The organism is Sphingomonas mangrovi, from assembly GCF_047975845.1.
GTDB lineage: Bacteria > Pseudomonadota > Alphaproteobacteria > Sphingomonadales > Sphingomonadaceae > Sphingomonas.
Genome location: NZ_JBIUCZ010000047.1, coordinates 1 through 16387, shown reverse-complemented (window position 1 = coordinate 16387; position 16387 = coordinate 1). Strand labels below are relative to the sequence as shown.

General features: G+C 69.5%; 17 protein-coding genes. 11 read left to right on the top strand and 6 right to left on the bottom strand.

Annotated elements, in window-relative coordinates; all coding sequences use genetic code 11:
* Positions 1-133 precede the first annotated feature (133 nt).
* Genes ACBY01_RS16200 through mtaB form a run of 3 tightly spaced genes read right to left on the bottom strand, consistent with a single transcriptional unit; the run spans position 134 to position 2951 of the window.
* Positions 134-775: a septation protein A gene (locus ACBY01_RS16200; protein ID WP_416462006.1), complete on the bottom strand. Its 642-nt coding sequence runs from the start codon at positions 773-775 to the stop codon at positions 134-136.
* Entirely contained in the window at positions 772-1707 is a 936-nt protein-coding gene (gene ftsY / locus ACBY01_RS16195; RefSeq protein ID WP_416462005.1) for a signal recognition particle-docking protein FtsY, read from the bottom strand. Before ftsY ends, ACBY01_RS16200 begins: the two co-directional genes overlap by 4 nt.
* Positions 1704-2951, bottom strand: a complete 1248-nt coding sequence (mtaB, locus tag ACBY01_RS16190; RefSeq protein ID WP_416462004.1) for a tRNA (N(6)-L-threonylcarbamoyladenosine(37)-C(2))-methylthiotransferase MtaB — start codon at positions 2949-2951, stop codon at positions 1704-1706. Before mtaB ends, ftsY begins: the two co-directional genes overlap by 4 nt.
* Here mtaB and ACBY01_RS16185 point away from each other — a divergent pair.
* On the top strand, positions 2950-3528 hold the full coding sequence (locus tag ACBY01_RS16185; RefSeq protein WP_416462003.1) for a DUF924 family protein: 579 nt from the start codon (positions 2950-2952) through the stop codon (positions 3526-3528). The two genes, mtaB and ACBY01_RS16185, sit on opposite strands and share 2 nt — an antisense overlap.
* Here the strand turns inward: ACBY01_RS16185 and ACBY01_RS16180 are convergent.
* Complete coding sequence (locus ACBY01_RS16180; RefSeq protein ID WP_416462002.1) at positions 3503-5152, bottom strand: putative bifunctional diguanylate cyclase/phosphodiesterase; 1650 nt, start codon at positions 5150-5152, stop codon at positions 3503-3505. The genes ACBY01_RS16185 and ACBY01_RS16180 overlap by 26 nt on opposite strands.
* A gap of 217 nt (positions 5153-5369) precedes the next feature.
* On the opposite strand from ACBY01_RS16180, the gene ffh reads away from it, so the two are divergent.
* The 5 genes from ffh (at position 5370) to ACBY01_RS16155 (ending at position 9601) form a co-directional block, all read left to right on the top strand.
* Complete coding sequence (gene ffh / locus ACBY01_RS16175; RefSeq protein ID WP_416462001.1) at positions 5370-6863, top strand: signal recognition particle protein; 1494 nt, start codon at positions 5370-5372, stop codon at positions 6861-6863.
* Positions 6864-6940: 77 nt separating this feature from the next.
* Positions 6941-7324 carry a 30S ribosomal protein S16 gene (gene rpsP / locus ACBY01_RS16170; RefSeq protein ID WP_416462000.1) on the top strand — a complete coding sequence of 128 codons (384 nt, stop codon included), beginning with the start codon at positions 6941-6943 and terminating at the stop codon, positions 7322-7324.
* 74 nt (positions 7325-7398) lie between these two features.
* Positions 7399-7548 (top strand): hypothetical protein, encoded by a 150-nt coding sequence (locus ACBY01_RS16165; protein ID WP_416461999.1) that lies wholly within the window; start codon positions 7399-7401, stop codon positions 7546-7548.
* Entirely contained in the window at positions 7526-8041 is a 516-nt protein-coding gene (rimM, locus tag ACBY01_RS16160; protein WP_416461998.1) for a ribosome maturation factor RimM, read from the top strand. Before ACBY01_RS16165 ends, rimM begins: the two co-directional genes overlap by 23 nt.
* 87 nt (positions 8042-8128) lie before the next feature.
* Positions 8129-9601 carry a glycosyltransferase 87 family protein gene (locus tag ACBY01_RS16155; RefSeq protein WP_416461997.1) on the top strand — a complete coding sequence of 491 codons (1473 nt, stop codon included), beginning with the start codon at positions 8129-8131 and terminating at the stop codon, positions 9599-9601.
* A gap of 31 nt (positions 9602-9632) precedes the next feature.
* Here ACBY01_RS16155 and ACBY01_RS16150 read toward each other — a convergent pair whose 3' ends face one another.
* Both ACBY01_RS16150 and ACBY01_RS16145 read right to left on the bottom strand, forming a co-directional pair.
* Entirely contained in the window at positions 9633-10007 is a 375-nt protein-coding gene (locus tag ACBY01_RS16150) for a glycine zipper 2TM domain-containing protein (RefSeq protein WP_416461996.1), read from the bottom strand.
* Between the two features lie 116 nt (positions 10008-10123).
* The gene (locus ACBY01_RS16145; protein WP_416461995.1) at positions 10124-11041 is read right to left on the bottom strand and encodes an NAD(P)/FAD-dependent oxidoreductase; all 918 of its coding nucleotides are present in this window, start codon (positions 11039-11041) and stop codon (positions 10124-10126) included.
* A gap of 95 nt (positions 11042-11136) precedes the next feature.
* Between ACBY01_RS16145 and ACBY01_RS16140 the strand changes: the two genes are divergently transcribed.
* The 5 genes from ACBY01_RS16140 to ACBY01_RS16120 all read left to right on the top strand — a co-directional run bounded on the left by ACBY01_RS16140 (position 11137) and on the right by ACBY01_RS16120 (position 16197).
* On the top strand, positions 11137-11442 hold the full coding sequence (locus tag ACBY01_RS16140; protein ID WP_416461993.1) for a hypothetical protein: 306 nt from the start codon (positions 11137-11139) through the stop codon (positions 11440-11442).
* Positions 11443-11512: 70 nt separating this feature from the next.
* Positions 11513-12256, top strand: a complete 744-nt coding sequence (gene trmD / locus ACBY01_RS16135; RefSeq protein ID WP_416461992.1) for a tRNA (guanosine(37)-N1)-methyltransferase TrmD — start codon at positions 11513-11515, stop codon at positions 12254-12256.
* 1 nt (position 12257) lies between these two features.
* Complete coding sequence (gene rplS / locus ACBY01_RS16130) at positions 12258-12647, top strand: 50S ribosomal protein L19 (RefSeq protein ID WP_416461991.1); 390 nt, start codon at positions 12258-12260, stop codon at positions 12645-12647.
* A 221-nt stretch (positions 12648-12868) separates the two neighbouring features.
* Positions 12869-15103, top strand: coding sequence for a S9 family peptidase (locus ACBY01_RS16125; RefSeq protein WP_416462007.1), 2235 nt, complete (start codon positions 12869-12871; stop codon positions 15101-15103).
* Positions 15104-15168: 65 nt separating this feature from the next.
* Positions 15169-16197, top strand: coding sequence for an aspartate-semialdehyde dehydrogenase (locus ACBY01_RS16120; protein WP_416461990.1), 1029 nt, complete (start codon positions 15169-15171; stop codon positions 16195-16197).
* The last annotated feature ends 190 nt before the right edge of the window (positions 16198-16387 follow it).

The following is a 16387-nucleotide window of genomic DNA, read 5'->3' as shown; positions in this document are numbered from 1 at the left end:
ACAACACCCCCAGAAAGTGCCTCGGCTTCCGTACCCCCGCCGAGGCATTCCAACTGTTGCACTTCGAATGTGAATCCACATGCTGACTTCCGTCAGCATGACGTAGAAGGCTGAGAGGGCCGTGGCCGCCCTCTCACCCCTCCGGCGGGACGGGGGCGTCCTCGCCGGCCAGGAGGCCGTGGCGCAGCAGCATCGGGACGTTGGCGCCGGCGAACAGCAGCGTCAGCGGCACGACCCCCCACAGCTTGAACCCGACCCAGAAATCCCAGGTCGAATGGCGCCACACGACCTCGTTGAGCACCGCCATGCCCGCGAAGAAGCCGGTCCAGTTGATCGTGAGCTTGCGCCAGCCCTCCGTGGTTAGCCCGGGATAGGCACCCTCCAGCAGCGACTGGAGCAGCGGGCGGCCGGTGGCGAGGCCGAACCCCAGGATCGCGGCGAACATCGCATAGACGATCGTCGGCTTGATCTTGATGAAGGTGTCGTCGCGGAAATAGAGCGTCAGCCCGCCGAACACGAGCACCAGCACGCCGGTGATCCACAGCATCGGCGAAATCCGCCCGGTCTTGATGTGCGACACCAGGATCGCGACGAAGGTCGCGATCATGAACGCCGCGGTCGCGATCAGCACGCGGGCCAGGCTGTCGACCATGTCGGGGATGTGGAGATAGCCGGCGAGCAGGTTGGCGAGGAAGAACACCGCAAGCGGGCCGTAGTCGAGCGCCATCCGCAGCCCCGGGCTGCTTACGGCCTTTTGCGTGTCGGGGCCGCTCATCGCAGATTCCTTCCCTGATCGACGCCGGCGATGATGCGAGCGACCTCCTTGGCGTCGAACCCGCGCAGGTCGTCGGCGGTCTCACCGACGCCGATCGCGTGGATCGGCAGGCCGTAGCGTTCCGCCGCCGCCACCAGCACGCCGCCGCGGGCGGTGCCGTCGAGCTTGGTCATCACCAAACCGGTGACACCCGCGGTCTCCTTGAACACCTCGATCTGATTGAGCGCGTTCTGGCCGGTGGTGGCGTCGAGCACGAGCACCACGTCGTGCGGCGCCTCCGGGTTGAGCCGGCCGAGCACGCGGCGGATCTTGGCGAGCTCGTCCATCAGCTCGCGCTTGTTCTGGAGGCGACCGGCGGTGTCGACGATCAGCACGTCGATGCCGGTGGCGGTCGCCTGCTTCACCGCTTCGTAGACGATGCCGGCGGCGTCCCCGTTCTCGGCACCCGAGACGATCGGCACGCCGATCCGCTCGGCCCAGGTCCTGAGCTGGCCGATCGCGGCGGCGCGGAAGGTGTCGCCGGCGGCGAGCATCACCCCGTAATCCTGTTCGACCAGTGTCTTGGCGAGCTTGGCGATGGTGGTCGTCTTGCCCGATCCGTTGACGCCGATCACCAGGATCACCTGCGGGCGCGGAAACGCCTCGATCTCCAGGGGCTTCGCGACCTTGGCGAGCGAGCGCTCGACCTCCTCGGCCACCACCAGGCGGATGCCGAGTTCCTCCATGTTGCGCTCGTACTGCCCTTCGGACAGGCGGGTGCGCACGCGGGCGGCGGTCTCGGGCCCCAGGTCGGAGGCGATCAGCGCCTCTTCGATCTCGTCGAGCGTGTCGTCGTCGAGCCGCGCGGCCGAAAGCCCGGCGAGATTTCCCATCAGCCGGTCGGAGGTCTTGCGGAAACCCCCGAGCAGCCGGTCGTGCCACGATGTGCTCATGCCGCCACTCCTGTCAGCCGGTCCGCCTCGACGCCCGTGATCGTCACATCGACGATGGTGCCTGCCTGCAATGTCCGATCCAATCCTACCTCCGCAAAGCCTTCCGCGTGACCGCGGTCGCCGGGGCGTTCCACCAACACGCGCTGGCGCGACCCGACCAGCCCGCGCAACCATGCCGTGCGCCGCTCCGCCGCTCGGGTGCGCAGCCGGGCGGCGCGCGCGCGGGCCATTGCCGTGTCGACCTGCGGCATCCGTGCCGCGGGCGTTCCCGCCCGCGGCGAAAAGGGAAAGATATGCGCGTGCACGATGTCGCAATCGTCGAGCAGCGCCAGCGTATCCGCGAACATCGCGTCATCCTCGGTCGGGAAGCCGGCGATCAGGTCCGCGCCGATCGCGATCTCCGACCGCGCCGCCTTGAGCCGCTCGACCAGCCGCACCGCGTCCGCGCGCAGGTGCCGGCGCTTCATCCGCTTGAGCACCAAGTCGTTGCCGGCCTGCAGCGACAGGTGCACGTGCGGCAGCAGCCGCGGCTCGCCGGTCAGCAGCGCCATCAGCCGGTCGTCGATCTCGACCGAGTCGAGCGACGACAGCCGCAGCCGCTCGAGCCGTGGCACATGGGTGAGGATGCGCTCGACCAGCGCGCCCAGGCTCGGGCGGCCGGGCAAGTCCTGGCCATAGCTGGTGAGGTCGACTCCGGTCACTACCACTTCGCGATGGCCCGCATCGACCATCTCGGCGACGCGCGTCACCACCGCGCCGGCCGGTGCCGAGCGCGCGGGGCCGCGGCCGAACGGGATCGCGCAGAAGGTGCAGCGGTGGTCGCAGCCGTTCTGCACCTCGACGAACGCGCGGACGTGCGCGGCGAAGGCGGGGGCGAGGTGGGGTGCGAGCAGCCGGACGCTCGCCCAGTCGGAGACGCGCACTGGCTCGGTGCCGGTCCATGCCTCCGGCAGCAGCTTGTCGGCATTGCCGACCACCCGGTCGACCTCGGGCATCGCGGCGAAGGCGCCGGGATCGATCTGCGCCGCGCAGCCGGTGACGATCAGCTCGGCATCCGGGCGGGTGCGACGCGCGCGGCGGATCGCACGGCGGGTGCCGGCCACCGCCTCGTTGGTCACCGCGCAGCTGTTCACCACCACCGCGTCGCGCTGCCCAAGCAGCGTGCGGATCGTTTCGCTTTCGGCGATGTTGAGCCGGCAGCCGAGCGAAATCACCTCGGGCAACACGGAAGGGGAAGGCGGCATGGCGGCTGATCTAGGGGCGGGGCCCGGCGAAGTCCAACGCGCGGCGGAGGCGGTGCTGCACTTCTGGTTCGACGAATTGTCGGCCGAGCAGCATTTCGCGAAGGACGACGCGGTCGACGCGGCGATCCGCACGCGGTTCTCGGACCTGCGCGACGCGGTGGTGGCCAGCGAGGCGGAGGGGTGGCGCAACACCGCCGATCGGCTGCTCGCGGCGATCGTGCTGGTCGACCAGTTCTCGCGCAATCTCCATCGCGGCTCGGCCGAGGCCTATGCCGCCGATCCGCTCGGCCTGGAGCTGGCGCTGTCCGGCATCGCGGCCGGCTATGCCCGGCGGCTGGCGCCGGTGCGGCGCGCCTTCCTCTACATGCCCCTAATGCATTCTGAGGACCGCGGCGTGCAGCGGTTCGCGTTGCGCTGCTTCGCCGAGGAGGGGCTGGAGGCGAACCTGGGCTTCGCGCGCGACCATGCCGAGGTGATCGAGCGGTACGGGCGGTTTCCGTCGCGCAACGCCGCGCTCGGGCGCGTGTCGACGCCCGACGAGCAGGTCTATCTCAGCCGGCCAGACGCCGGCTGGTGAGGGTGGGCGGCGAGGTCGGATCGGGTGTCGGTCGGCCGACGAGCAGGCGGCGTTCGGCCAGCATCTGCCGCGCGGCCGCGGTCGACAGCGCCGGGCCGTAGCGGAGCCCCTGCCCCCTGGCGCAGCCGAGCCCGCGCAGCCGAGTCTCGGCCGCGGCATCGCCGACGCCCTGCGCGGTGACGGGCAGGTTCAGGCTCTCCCCCAGCCGCGCGATGGCATGGACGATCGCGGCCGAATCGGCGCTGTCGCCGATCGAGCCGACCACGCTGCGGTCGATCTTGATCCGGTCGAGCGGTAGCGCGCGCAGGTGCGACAGGCTCGAATAGCCGGTGCCGAACTCGTCGAGCGCGACCGAGGTGCCCTGATTCTTGAGGCTGCCGATGATCGACTGGGCGAGCGGCAGATTGTTGAACAGCGCGCCCTCGGTGACTTCCACTTCCAGGCGGTGCGCGGGGAAGCCGGTTTCGGTGAGCAGCTTCAGGATCTTCTGCGCCAGCCAGGCATCTCGCAGCTGGCAGGGTGAAAGGTTGATCGCCAGGCGCAGGCCGGGGTCCCAGTCGCGCGCGGCGTCGAACGCCTGCCGCATCAGCGACAGCGACAGCTCCGGAAGCAGCCCCGTCTCGTCGGCGACCGGCAGGAACGACTCGGGATCGAGCAGCCCGCGAACCGGATGCTGCCAGCGGGGCACCACCTCGAAGCCGACGAGGTCGCCGGTCGCGAGATCGACCTGCTGTTCGAAGAAGGGGACGATCTGTCCGTGGGGAATCGCGATCCGCAGCGCTTCTTCCACGTCGTTGCGGCTGTGCAGCTCCGATTCCATCGATCGGTCGAACCAGGCGGCGCGGTCGCGACCCGACCGTTTGGCGGAATAGAGTGCGATATCCGCTGCACGCACCAGCGCCTTGATCGTCGTGCCTTCCGGGCCCGAGCGCGCCATCCCGATCGAGCCGCTGACCTGGCAACGCACGCCGCCCGCCTCGACCGGCTGGGCGACCCGCGCGAGCAATCGCTCGGCGAGCTGGTCGATCGTCTCGGGATCGTGCGGGTCGGCGATCATCGCGCAGGCGAAGGCGTCGCCGCCGGTGCGCGCGACCAGCGCCGTCGGCGGCATCGTCTCCAGCATCGCGGTCGCGACGAGGCGCAGCACCGCGTCGCCGACCGCCTGGCCGTGCATGTCGTTGATCGCCTTGAAATGATCGAGATCGAGCAGCAGCAGCGCCACCGATTCGCGCCGGCGATCGACTCGTGCGAGCAGCTCGGCGCCCTCCGCGGCGAAGGTCTTGCGGTCGAGGACGCCCGCCAGCGGATCGCGCGTGGCGAGCAGTTGGGCGCGGTGCTCGGCGGCGGCGTGTTCGCGCTTCACCTCACGCAGCGCCAGATGGCGGCGCCAGACGAGCAGTAGCAGGGCGATGTCGAGCAGAAGCGCGGCCAGCAGTTCGCCGTGCGGGGCCGGTCCTTCCCCCAGCCAGTGGCCGAGCAGTGCGGCGAGCATCGTGCTGCCGAGCGCGACCAACACCAGCGCGGCGACTCCGCCGACGGCGAGGAGCGGCGTTTCCGACGGCGGACGCGCGCCGGTCGATCGGGCGGCGTCGACGGGGTCGTCGAAAGGGGGCTGCGGAGGCATGAGTCCTTGTCCTCCCCAGGTATGTAGATCCGGTTAAGTCGCCCCGGTTGCCCGCAAGCCTTGCCCGGTTGGTCGCAACCGGCTATGGGACTCGGGTCGTTCCTCTAGGGAAGGGCATCCATGCGACCGCCTGCGGGCGACGCCGGCCGACGAGGTTTCGTCCGCCGGCGTGTTTTGCTTGGGCGCCGGACCGGGGAAATGGAAGTGGAGCAGGTGCGTGTTCGATAGCTTGAGCGACCGGCTGGGAGGCGTCTTCGACCGCTTGCGCGGCCGCGGTGCGCTGACCGAAGCCGATGTGCGCACGGCGACGCGCGAAGTGCGGATCGCGCTGCTCGAAGCGGACGTCGCGCTGCCCGTCGCCCGCACCTTCGTCGACAAGGTCACCGAAGAGGCGATCGGCCAGAACGTGTTGCGCTCGGTCACCCCGGGGCAGCAGGTCGTCAAGATCGTCCACGACGCGCTGGTCGACATGCTCGGGCCCGACACGGCCGAGCTCGACATCGCTGTCACCCCGCCCGCCGTCGTGATGCTGGTCGGTCTCCAGGGTTCGGGCAAGACCACCACGACTGCCAAGCTCGCCAAGCTGCTGTCGGCCCGCGAGCGCAAGAAGGTGCTGATGGCGTCGCTCGACGTCAATCGCCCGGCCGCGCAGGAGCAGCTGGCGGTGCTCGGCACCCAGGTGGAGGTCGCGACGCTGCCGATCGTCGCCGGCCAGCAGCCGGTCGACATCGCGCGCCGCGCGCTCCAGGCCGCGAAGCTCCAGGGCTTCGACGTGCTGATGCTCGACACCGCCGGTCGCCTCCATGTCGACCAGGCGCTGATGGACGAGATGAAGGCGGTGTCCGACATCGCCCGTCCGAACGAGACGCTGCTGGTGGTCGACTCGCTCACCGGCCAGGACGCGGTGAACGTCGCGACCAGCTTTTCCGAGCAGGTGCCGCTCACCGGCGTGATCCTGACCCGCATGGACGGCGACGCACGCGGCGGCGCCGCGCTGTCGATGCGCTCGGTTACCGGCAAGCCGATCAAGTTCGCGGGCGTCGGCGAAAAGCTCGACGCGATCGAGCCGTTCCATCCCAAGCGCGTCGCCGGCCGCATCCTGGGCATGGGCGACGTCGTGTCGCTGGTCGAGCGCGCGGCCGAGAGCATCCAGGCCGAAGATGCCGAGCGCATGGCCACGCGCATGGCCAAGGGTCAGTTCGACATGAACGACCTGCGGTCGCAGCTCCAGCAGATGCGCCGCATGGGCGGTCTCGGTGCGCTCGCCGGCATGATCCCGGGCATGAAGAAGGCGCAGGCGGCGATGGCGTCGGGCGCGGTCGACGAACGGCTGCTGCTGCGCATGGACGCGATGATCACGTCGATGACGCCCAAGGAGCGCGCCAAGCCCGAACTGCTCAACGCCAAGCGCAAGATCCGCGTCGCCAAAGGATCGGGCACCACGGTGCAGGACGTCAACAAGCTCCTGAAGATGCACCAGGAAATGTCCACGGCCATGAAGAAGCTCAAGAAGATGGGCGGCCTGAAGGGCATGATGGCGATGCTGGGCAAGGGCGGTCCCGGCGGCGGCATGGGTGGGCTCGGCAACGCGCTGGGCGGCCCCGAGCTCGGCGAGATGATGAACAAGGCCGGCGGCCTTCCGGGGCTTCCCGGCGGCAAGGGCGGCATGCAGCTGCCCCCCGGCTTCGAGAACCTGATCAAGAAGAAGTGAGCGCTCCGCGAGGAGCGATCAGCAACCAACGGCCCGGCAATCGCCGCGGCCCCGAGTAGAAAGAAGAAGGAAATCCCATGGCAATCAGCATGCGTCTGTCGCGCGGCGGCTCCAAGAAGCGCCCCTACTACCGGATCGTGATCGCCGACGCGCGCAGCCCGCGCGACGGCAAGTTCATCGAGAAGATCGGCACCTACAACCCGCTGCTCGCCAAGGACGACGAGAAGCGCGTGGTGCTCGACGCCGAGCGTGCGAAGCACTGGCTGAGCGTCGGTGCGCAGCCGACCGACCGTGTCCTCCGCTTCCTCGACACGGCCGGTGTCAAGGAGCGCACGGCGCGCAACAACCCGAACAAGGCGAAGCCGGGCGAGAAGGCCACCGAGCGCGCCGAGGAGCGCGCGGCCAAGGCAGCCGAGGCGGCCGCCGCTGCCGAGGCACCGGCCGAGACCGCCGAGGCCTGAGCCCGAACCGGTTCTCGTGCGTTCCTTGCTGCGAACCCGCCCCGTCCGGGGCGTGCAGACGCAAGGAGCGCACGATGACCCTCGATCCCGAACAGCACGGCGCCAACGACCATGACGACCCGTCGTCCCAGAACAGCGGCGCGGACGCCGGCGTCTCGGCGCCCGATCCCGCCGAGGGCGCCGACGACGCCCCCGCCGGCGGTGCCGGATCGCCCGACGCCTGACGCGGAACCTGCCGGCGACGGCGAGCGCCGCGTGGTGCTCGCCGCGGTGGTGGGGGCGCACGGGATCGCCGGCGAGGTCCGGCTCAAGGTCTTCGCCGAGGATCTGGGTGCGCACCGCGTGCTCAACGGCGGCGCGCTGACGCTCAAGTCGGTGCGGCCGGGCAACAACGGCGCCATCGCCCGCTTCGCCGAGGTCGACTCGCGCGATGCGGCCGAGGCGCTGCGCGGCACCCAGCTGTGGGTCTCGCGCGACAGCCTGCCTCCGCTCGAGGAGGGGGAATATTACCACGCCGACCTGATCGGCCTCGCCGTCGTGTCCGAAGAGGACGCACCGCTCGGCACCGTCGTCGCGGTGGAGAACTACGGCGCGGGCGACGTCATCGAGATCGAGCGCCCGACCGGCAAGCGCTTCATGGTGCCGATGCGCGCCGAGGCGGTGCCGGAGTGGACCGCCGAACGGCTGGTGGTCGCCACCGCCTTCGTCGAAGTCTGAGCACCGGCCGGCCGGAACCCTCGCACCGCCGCGGCGGTGCGAGAAGCCGGCTTGTCGCCGATCCGGCCGCTGGCTAGGCGGCAGGCCATGCTCCGCAAGCCCGTGTCGCTGCTGCTGCCGGCAGCCTTTCTCCTGTTCGCCCTCGCGGCGCTGGTGCTGCCGCTCAATCGCGACGAGAGCCAGTATGTCGCCGCGGTCGAGCTGATGCGCTACGGCCTGCCGTTCCGCGACTTCATGTACCTGCAGACGCCGCTGCAGCCGTTCCTGCTCGCCCCCTTCGCCTTCGTCGAGGAAGGCTGGCTGTTCCTGACGCTTCGGCTCACCAACGCGCTGGTCGCGGCGGGCGCGATCCTGCTCGTCTATCTGGCAGCCCGAGGTGCGGGCGGCACGCCGCGCCGGGCGCTGGCCGCGGCGGCCATGCTCGCGCTGTGCGACGCGATGATCTTCGCCGGCGGCGTCGCGCGCAACGACGCGCTGCCGGTGTTCTTCGAGGCGCTGGGCATCTGGCTGCTCGTCGACGCGCGGCTGCCGATCCGGCTGACCGGCCGCCACTTCCTCGCCGGGCTCGCCTTCGGCGCGGCGGTGTCGGTCAAGATCAGCTACATCGTCCCCGCCGGCGTGCTGTTCGCGGTGATGCTGTACGAGGGGCGCCGCGACCGCTGCCGCGGCGCGGTGGCCTATGCGCTGGGCGGCGCGGCCGGCGTGGTGCCGACGCTGCTGCTCCTCGCGCTGGCGCCGGAGAGCTTCCTGTTCGGGGCGTTCGAATATTCGCTGGTCGCGCCGCAGCAGTGGCGGCTGCTCAACGATCAGGCGCACATGCTGGAGTTCCCGACCACGCTCGCGCGGCTCGCCTGGTTCCTGGTGCAGGGGCCGGCGCTGCTGGTGCTCGCGCTGGTGCTGTGGCGGCGCTTCCGCCACGGCCGCGATCGTCACGCGGTGGCGCTCGACTGGCTGATCGTCGCCGGCTGCATCGCTGCGATGCTGCCCCAGCCTAGCTTCCGCCAGTATGTCATTCCCATCCTGCCGCCGCTGTTCGTGCGCTTCGGCGCGATCCACGGGCCGATCGCCTCGCGCCGGGGAATGCAGCTCGGCTTCGCGGCCACGCTGCTGCTCGGGCTGTGGCGCACCACCAGCGAGACCGTCGCGACGCTGCGCGGCGGCTCGCCGATCCTGCTGGCGGTGGTGGACGGGGACTGGCTCGGCGAGCATCTCGACGACAGCGGCGCGCCGGGCATGGCGGTGAGCCTGTCGCCCGAGCGCTTCGCCGGCGGCAAGCTCGACATCGATCCGCGGTTTGCGATGGGGCCGTTTCTGTTCCGCATGCGCGGGCTGATGACCCCGGCGGAAGAGCAGCGGATGCATGTCGTCACGCGCGATCGGCTCGACCGCGCGCTCACCAGCGCCCCGCCGCCGGCGATCGTCACGGGGGGCGAGGGGCGCTCGACCCCCGGCGCGCCGGGCGGTCTGGACGCTCCGCTCCGCCACTGGGCCGAGCGCAACGCCTATCGCCGGATGCAGTCTCCGTCGGGGATGTTGTCGCTCTATCTGCGGACTCGATAGGGGCGGGCAGTACCCGCCCCTACGCTGGGACTTACTCGCACTCGATGTTGTTGCGGTCGACCGCGCGACCGGCGAGCGCACCGCCGCCGGCGCCGAGCAGCGTGCCGAGCGTCTTCGATCCACCCGGCGCGATGATGTTGCCCAGCACGCCGCCGGCGAGGCCGCCGACGATCGCGCCCTGGGTGCCGTCGCTGCGCTTGCAGTAATAGCGTCCGTCGCGGCCGCGATAGACTCGGTCGTTGTCGCCGAGGCGGCGGCGCTCGTAGCCGTCGCGGCGGCCGCCGCGGTCGCCATAATAGCCGCGGTCGCTGTTGTAGCCTGGGCGGCCGTAGCTGTCGCCGACGCAGGCGCCAAGCGGGAGCGCGCAGGAGATGCCAAGCGCGATCTTGAGGATGGTGGTGTTCATGGGTCGCTCCCTGTGTGCGGATCGGGGACGGGCGCGTGCGGCATCCCGATCGACGGGATGCGCGCCTGTCCGGCTCTGTGCCTCTCAACGGGCGAAGCGACGATCGGTTCATCCGCTCACCGCCACAGCGGCGCCTGGTCGCTCAGCGTGTTGCGGATGGTGGTGGCGGCGACGCCCGCTTCGCCCATCGCGTGGCTGATCTGGTCGAGTCCCTTCACGACGTCGCCGGCCGCGAACAGGCCGGGGATGGAGGTGCGCTGGTGGTCGTCGACTTCCAGACAACCTTCGTCGGTCGCGCGCGCGCCGGCCTCCACCGCCAGCTGCGAGCGGATGCGCGAGCCGAGCGCGGGATAGATGCTGTCGAACGCCATCCGACCGCCGGCCGTATCCACGGCCAGCCGATCGCCCTCGATGGCGAAGCCGCCGCACGGACCGTCCACCCGCGTGATCCCGGCGGCGTCGAGCTTGGCGGCACAGGCATCGTCCAGGCCATGCTCGGCCTCGGGGGCGATCAGCGTCACGTCCCGGGTATAGCCCCGCAGGAACAGCGCCTCGCGCATGCCGTGGTCGCCGGTGCCGATCACGCCGACGCGCTTGTCGGTGACTTCATAGCCGTCGCATATCGGGCAGTAGCGCAGCAGACCGCGGGCGAGCGCGGCGTCGTGAACGTCGTCGGCCAGGCTCTTGGGGCGGTGGTTCACCACGCCCGTCGCCAGCAGCACGGTGCGCGCGCGCGCGATCCGGTCGCCGACGCGGACCGCGAAGCCTTCGCCGTCGCGCGAGAGGCCGGTCACCTCCGCCTGCTCGCGGTGGGCGCCATAGTGCTCGGCCTGGGTCAGCATCTGGCGCAGCAGGTCGGTGCCCTTGATGCCTTCCGGATAGCCGGCGTGGTTGCGCGTGCACGGGATCATCGCCGCGCGGCTGGAGCCGCAGTCGAACAGCCGGATCGAGAGGTGGAAGCGCGCGAGATAGATCGCCGCAGTCAGCCCCGCGGGGCCGCCGCCGATGATGATGCAGTCGTCTTCGTTCGTCATCGGGGGTGTAGCGTCGGACGCTCGTCGCGGTTCCACGTCTGCGCTAATTGGGGCTGCGGAGCGCGAAGGAGGAGCGGCGGGATGTTCGCGAACCCATGCTGAACTGGACCGGGGTCCTGCTTCCGGTCCCGCTGAGCCTTTTGCTGGCGTGGCTGCGACCGGCCTGGGCGCCCGGCCGCATCGCCTCGATCGCGGCGGCCGTAGCGCCGATCCAGATCATCGCGAATGCCGTCTGGCTGTTCGTTGCGAGCGTCACGACGCCGCAGTCGGAGTGCGGGACCGACGCGTGCGGGATGATGATCGCGGTGGCGATGATGCTGGGCGTCGCGGCGGGCGGCCTGTTCCTGCTCGGATGGGTGCTGGCGCGAGCGACCCTCTGGCTGGTCCGCGTGGTGCGATGAGGCGCTCGCGGCGACGGAGGCAGGACGGTTGGGCCTTGGCGCGGCGCGCCCGATATGGTCTGGGCCGGCGATGACCTTCGCCGCCACCGTCCTGACGCTTTATCCCGAGATGTTTCCGGGGCCGCTCGGCACCTCGCTCGCCGGCCGCGCGCTGCGCGAGGAGCGCTGGTCGCTGGAGACGGTGCAGATCCGCGACTTCGCGACCGACAAGCACCGCTCGGTCGACGACACGCCGGCCGGGGGTGGGGCGGGGATGGTGATGCGCGCCGACGTGCTCGCCGCCGCGCTCGACAGCGTTGCCGGGGCAGGGACTGACGACCGGCCGGTGATCGCGATGAGCCCGCGGGGCCGCCCGCTCGATCAGCAGCGGGTGCGGGCGCTGGCGCAGGGGCCGGGCGTCACCGTGCTGTGCGGCCGGTTCGAGGGATACGACGAGCGGCTGTTCGAGGCGCGCGACATCGAACTCGTGTCGATCGGCGACTATGTGCTGTCGGGCGGGGAGATGGGCGCGCTGGTGCTGCTCGATGCTTGCATCCGGCTGCTTCCCGGCGTAATGGGCGCGGCTTCGAGCGGGGATGACGAGAGCTTCGAGACGGGGCTGCTCGAATACCCGCAATATACCCGACCAGTGACATGGGAAGGGCGCACGATCCCCGAAGTGCTGCGATCGGGGGATCATGCGAAGATCGCGGCCTGGCGAAAGCACAGGGCCGAGGTCGATACACGGCTACGGAGGCCGGATCTTTGGGAGCGCCACGAGGGCGCTCGGGTCCGATCTCCCTCTGGCGCGCGGCGACGTGACGAGGAAGTTTGAGATGAACCTCATTCAGACGCTCGAGGCCGAGCAGATCGCCAAGTTCAACGAGGCGAACAAGATTCCGGAATTCCGCGCGGGCGACACGCTGCGCGTCGGCGTGAAGGTGGTCGAGGGCGAGCGCAAGCGCGTCCAGAACTACGAGGGCGTGTGCATCGCGCGCTCGAACAAGGGCATGGGCTCGTCGTTCACCGTGCGCAAGATCAGCTTCGGCGAGGGCGTCGAGCGCGTTTTCCCGCTGTATTCGCCGAACATCGACTCGATCGAGGTCGTGCGTCGCGGCGTCGTGCGTCGTGCGAAGCTCTATTATCTGCGTGGCCGCACCGGCAAGTCGGCGCGTATCGCCGAGCGCCGCGATCCGCGTCCGACCGACAAGGTCGCCGCCGAGTAATCGGCCGATCATCGGGACACGCGAAGGGGCGTGGGAGGCGATCGCTTCCCGCGCCCTTTTCGCATGTCTGGCCGGCGGGCGTCCCAGCCGACCCTTTACCCAGCGCGCCGCGGTCGCGATAACGCGGGGCAGGCCCCCGCGTCCGCGGGCGTGTTCCACGGAGAATCAGGATGTTGAGATGGGTGATCGGGCTTGCCATGCTGTCGAGCGCCACCGCTGCGATGGCCGCTGATCTGGCCCAGTCCCCGCAGCCCGCGGCGGTGGCGGAAGGGGCGCAGGACGCGCAGCAGACGCTGACGCTCGCGCGGGTGTTCGGCAGCCCCGATCTTAACGGCACCGCACCGCGCGCGCTGCAGATCTCGCCCGACGGCCGCTTCGTCACGCTGCTGCGCAACCGGCCGGAGGAGAAGGAGCGCTTCGACCTCTGGGCGATGGACACCGCCACCGGCGACTGGCGGATGCTGGTCGATTCCAAGAAGGTCGGATCGGGCGCCGAGCTGTCCGAGGCCGAGAAGATGCAGCGCGAACGGGCGCGCATCGCCGGCTCGCAGGGCATCGTCGCCTACGACTTCGCGCCCGACGGCCAATCGATCCTGGTGCCGCTCGACGGCGACCTGTTCCTGGCGACGCTCGACGGCCAGGTCCGTCGGCTGACCGAGACGACGGCGGGCGAGCTCAACCCGGTGGTGAGCCCCAAGGGCCGCTTCGTGAGCTTCGTGCGCGACCAGAACCTGTTCGTCCAGCCGCTGGCCGGCGGCGCCGCGCAGCCGGTCACCACCGAGGGCTCCGGCACCGTCCACTTCGGCGAGGCGGAGTTCGTCGCGCAGGAGGAGATGGATCGGACCACCGGCTATTGGTGGTCGCCCGACGAGCGCTACATCGCGGTCGAGCGCTTCGACGAGGCGCCGGTTAAGGTGTTCAGCCGCGCCGCGATCGGCGCCACCGGCATCAAGGTCTACGACCAGCGCTATCCCGCCGCCGGCACGCCGAACGCCGTGGTCGACCTCTATGTGATGAAGCCCGACGGCTCGGGGCGCGTGAAGGTCGACCTCGGCAGCGATCCCGACATCTATCTCGCCCGCGTCGACTGGCTGCCCGACGGGTCGGCGATGCTGGTCCAGCGCCAGACCCGCGACCAGAAGCGGCTCGACATGCTGCGCGTCGACCCGGCGACCGGCAAGTCGACCGTGCTGTTCACCGAGACTGCGGGCGAGCGCAGCTGGACCAACCTGTCCGACGCCTATCGCCCGATGAAGGACGGCAGCCTGATCTGGCGCTCCGAGCGCGATGGCCACGGCCATCTCTACCGCTGGAAGGCGGGCAAGTGGACCCAGCTCACCAAGGGCGACTGGGTGGTGCAGGCGCTGGTCGGTGTCGACGAGAGCAAGGGCCGGCTGTTCTTCACCGGCAACAAGGACGACGTGCTCGAGCAGCACCTCTATGCGCTCGACCTCAAGCGTCCCAACCGAGTCACCCGGCTGACCGAACGCGGCTGGTGGAACAACGCGTCGATGGACCAGGCGGCGAGCCGCTTCCTGATTACCCGTTCCAACTCGGCCCAGCCGGCACAGGTCTACCTCGCCGACCTCGCGGGCAAGCGGCTGGCGTGGATCAACGAGAATGCGATCGCGCCGGGCCACCCCTATTATCCGTTCGCCGCGAGCCACCGCGAGACCAAGTTCGGGACGATCAAGGCGGCCGACGGCTCGACGCTCCACTGGGAGATGATCACGCCGCCGCTGGAGCCGGGCAAGAAGTACCCGGTGTTCTTCCAGCATTATGGCGGCCCCGGCACCGGCCAGCAGGTCACCCGCGGCTGGCAGGGCGCGCTGCCGCAGTATCTGGTCGACCAGGGCTGGATCTTCTTCCAGATCGACAACCGCGGATCGTACAACCGCGGCACGGCGTTCGAGAACCAGCTCTATCATGCGATGGGCTCGGTCGAGGTCGAGGATCAGCTGGCAGGCGCCGAGTATCTCAAGACGCTGCCGTTCGTCGCCGGGGACAAGATCGCGACCTACGGCTGGTCCTACGGCGGCTATCTGACGCTCAAGATGCTGGAGAAGACGCCGGGCGTGTACGCGGCGGGCGTGTCCGGGGCACCGGTCACCGACTGGGCGCTCTACGACACCCATTATACCGAGCGCTATCTGGGCGATCCGCGCACCGATCCGCAGAGCTATGCGTCGTCGGGCGTGGTGACCGAGGCGTCGAAGATCCAGGATCCGTTGCTGCTGATCCACGGCATGGCCGATGACAACGTCTTCCTCGACAATTCGACGCTGTTCGCCGCCGAAATGCAGCGCACGGCGACGCCTTTCGAGATGATGTTCTACCCCGGCAACACCCACCGCGTCGGCGGTCCGGGGGTAAGCGAACATCTGTGGAAGACGATCCTGGCCTTCCTCGACCGCAACGTTGTTGCGCCAAAGCCGCAGGACGCGGCAGCAAAGTAACGCGTGGTTGCCGCGGCGCTGGAGAAGGTCTAGCGCCGCGGCGAACGATGCGAGTGGAGTGAGTGATGGGCTATCGGGTGGTGGTCGCGGGGGCGACGGGCAATGTCGGGCGGGAAATGCTCAACATCCTGGCGGAGCGCGAGTTTCCGATCGACGATCTGGCGGTGCTCGCCTCGTCGCGCTCGGTGGGCGACACCGTCGACTTCGGTGAGACCGGCAAGCAGTACAAGATCCAGAACATCGAGCATTTCGATCCCGCCGGCTGGGACATGGCGCTGTTCGCGATCGGATCGGACGCGACCAAGGTCTATGCGCCCAAGTTCGCCGCCGCCGGCTGCACGGTGATCGACAATTCGTCGCACTACCGCATGGACCCGGACGTGCCGCTGATCGTGCCGGAGGTGAACCCGGAGGCGATCGACGGCTATCGCGCCAAGAACATCATCGCCAACCCCAATTGCTCGACCGCGCAGATGGTCGTCGCGCTCAAGCCGCTGCACGATGCCGCCAAGATCAAGCGCGTGGTCGTCGCGACCTACCAGTCGGTGTCCGGCGCGGGCAAGGCAGGGATGGACGAGCTGTTCGAGCAGAGCCGCAACATCTTCGTGGGCGATTCGGCCGAGGCGAAAAAGTTCACCAAGCAGATCGCATTCAACGTGATCCCGCACATCGACAGCTTCCTGGACGACGGATCGACCAAGGAAGAGTGGAAGATGGTGGTCGAGACCAAGAAGATCCTCGATTCCAAGATCAAGGTGGTGGCGACCTGCGTCCGCGTGCCGGTGTTCGTCGGCCATTCGGAGGCGATCAACATCGAGTTCGAGAACGAGATCTCGGCCGAGAAAGCGCAGAACATCCTGCGCGAGGCGCCTGGCGTGATGCTGGTCGATAAGCGTGAGGACGGCGGCTACATCACGCCGGTCGAATGCGTCGGCGAGTTCGCGACCTACATCAGCCGCGTGCGCGAGGATTCGACCGTCGACAACGGTCTGGCGCTGTGGTGCGTCAGCGACAACCTGCGCAAGGGCGCGGCGCTCAATGCGGTGCAGATCGCCGAACTGCTCGGCCGCCGGCACCTGAAGAAGGCCGACTGAGGCCCCACGTCATGCCAGCGCAGGCTGGCATCTCATGCCGCAGGGACGGACTCAGCGAGGGCACCCCCGCGGCGGGAGACCCCAGCCTTCGCGGGACCTTTGCATAAAGCTGGGGATGTAATTCTCTTCGCTGGGTATCGGAGAGATGAGATGCGCAAGCAGACGAGGCCGGCGTCCTTTGCGGACCTGT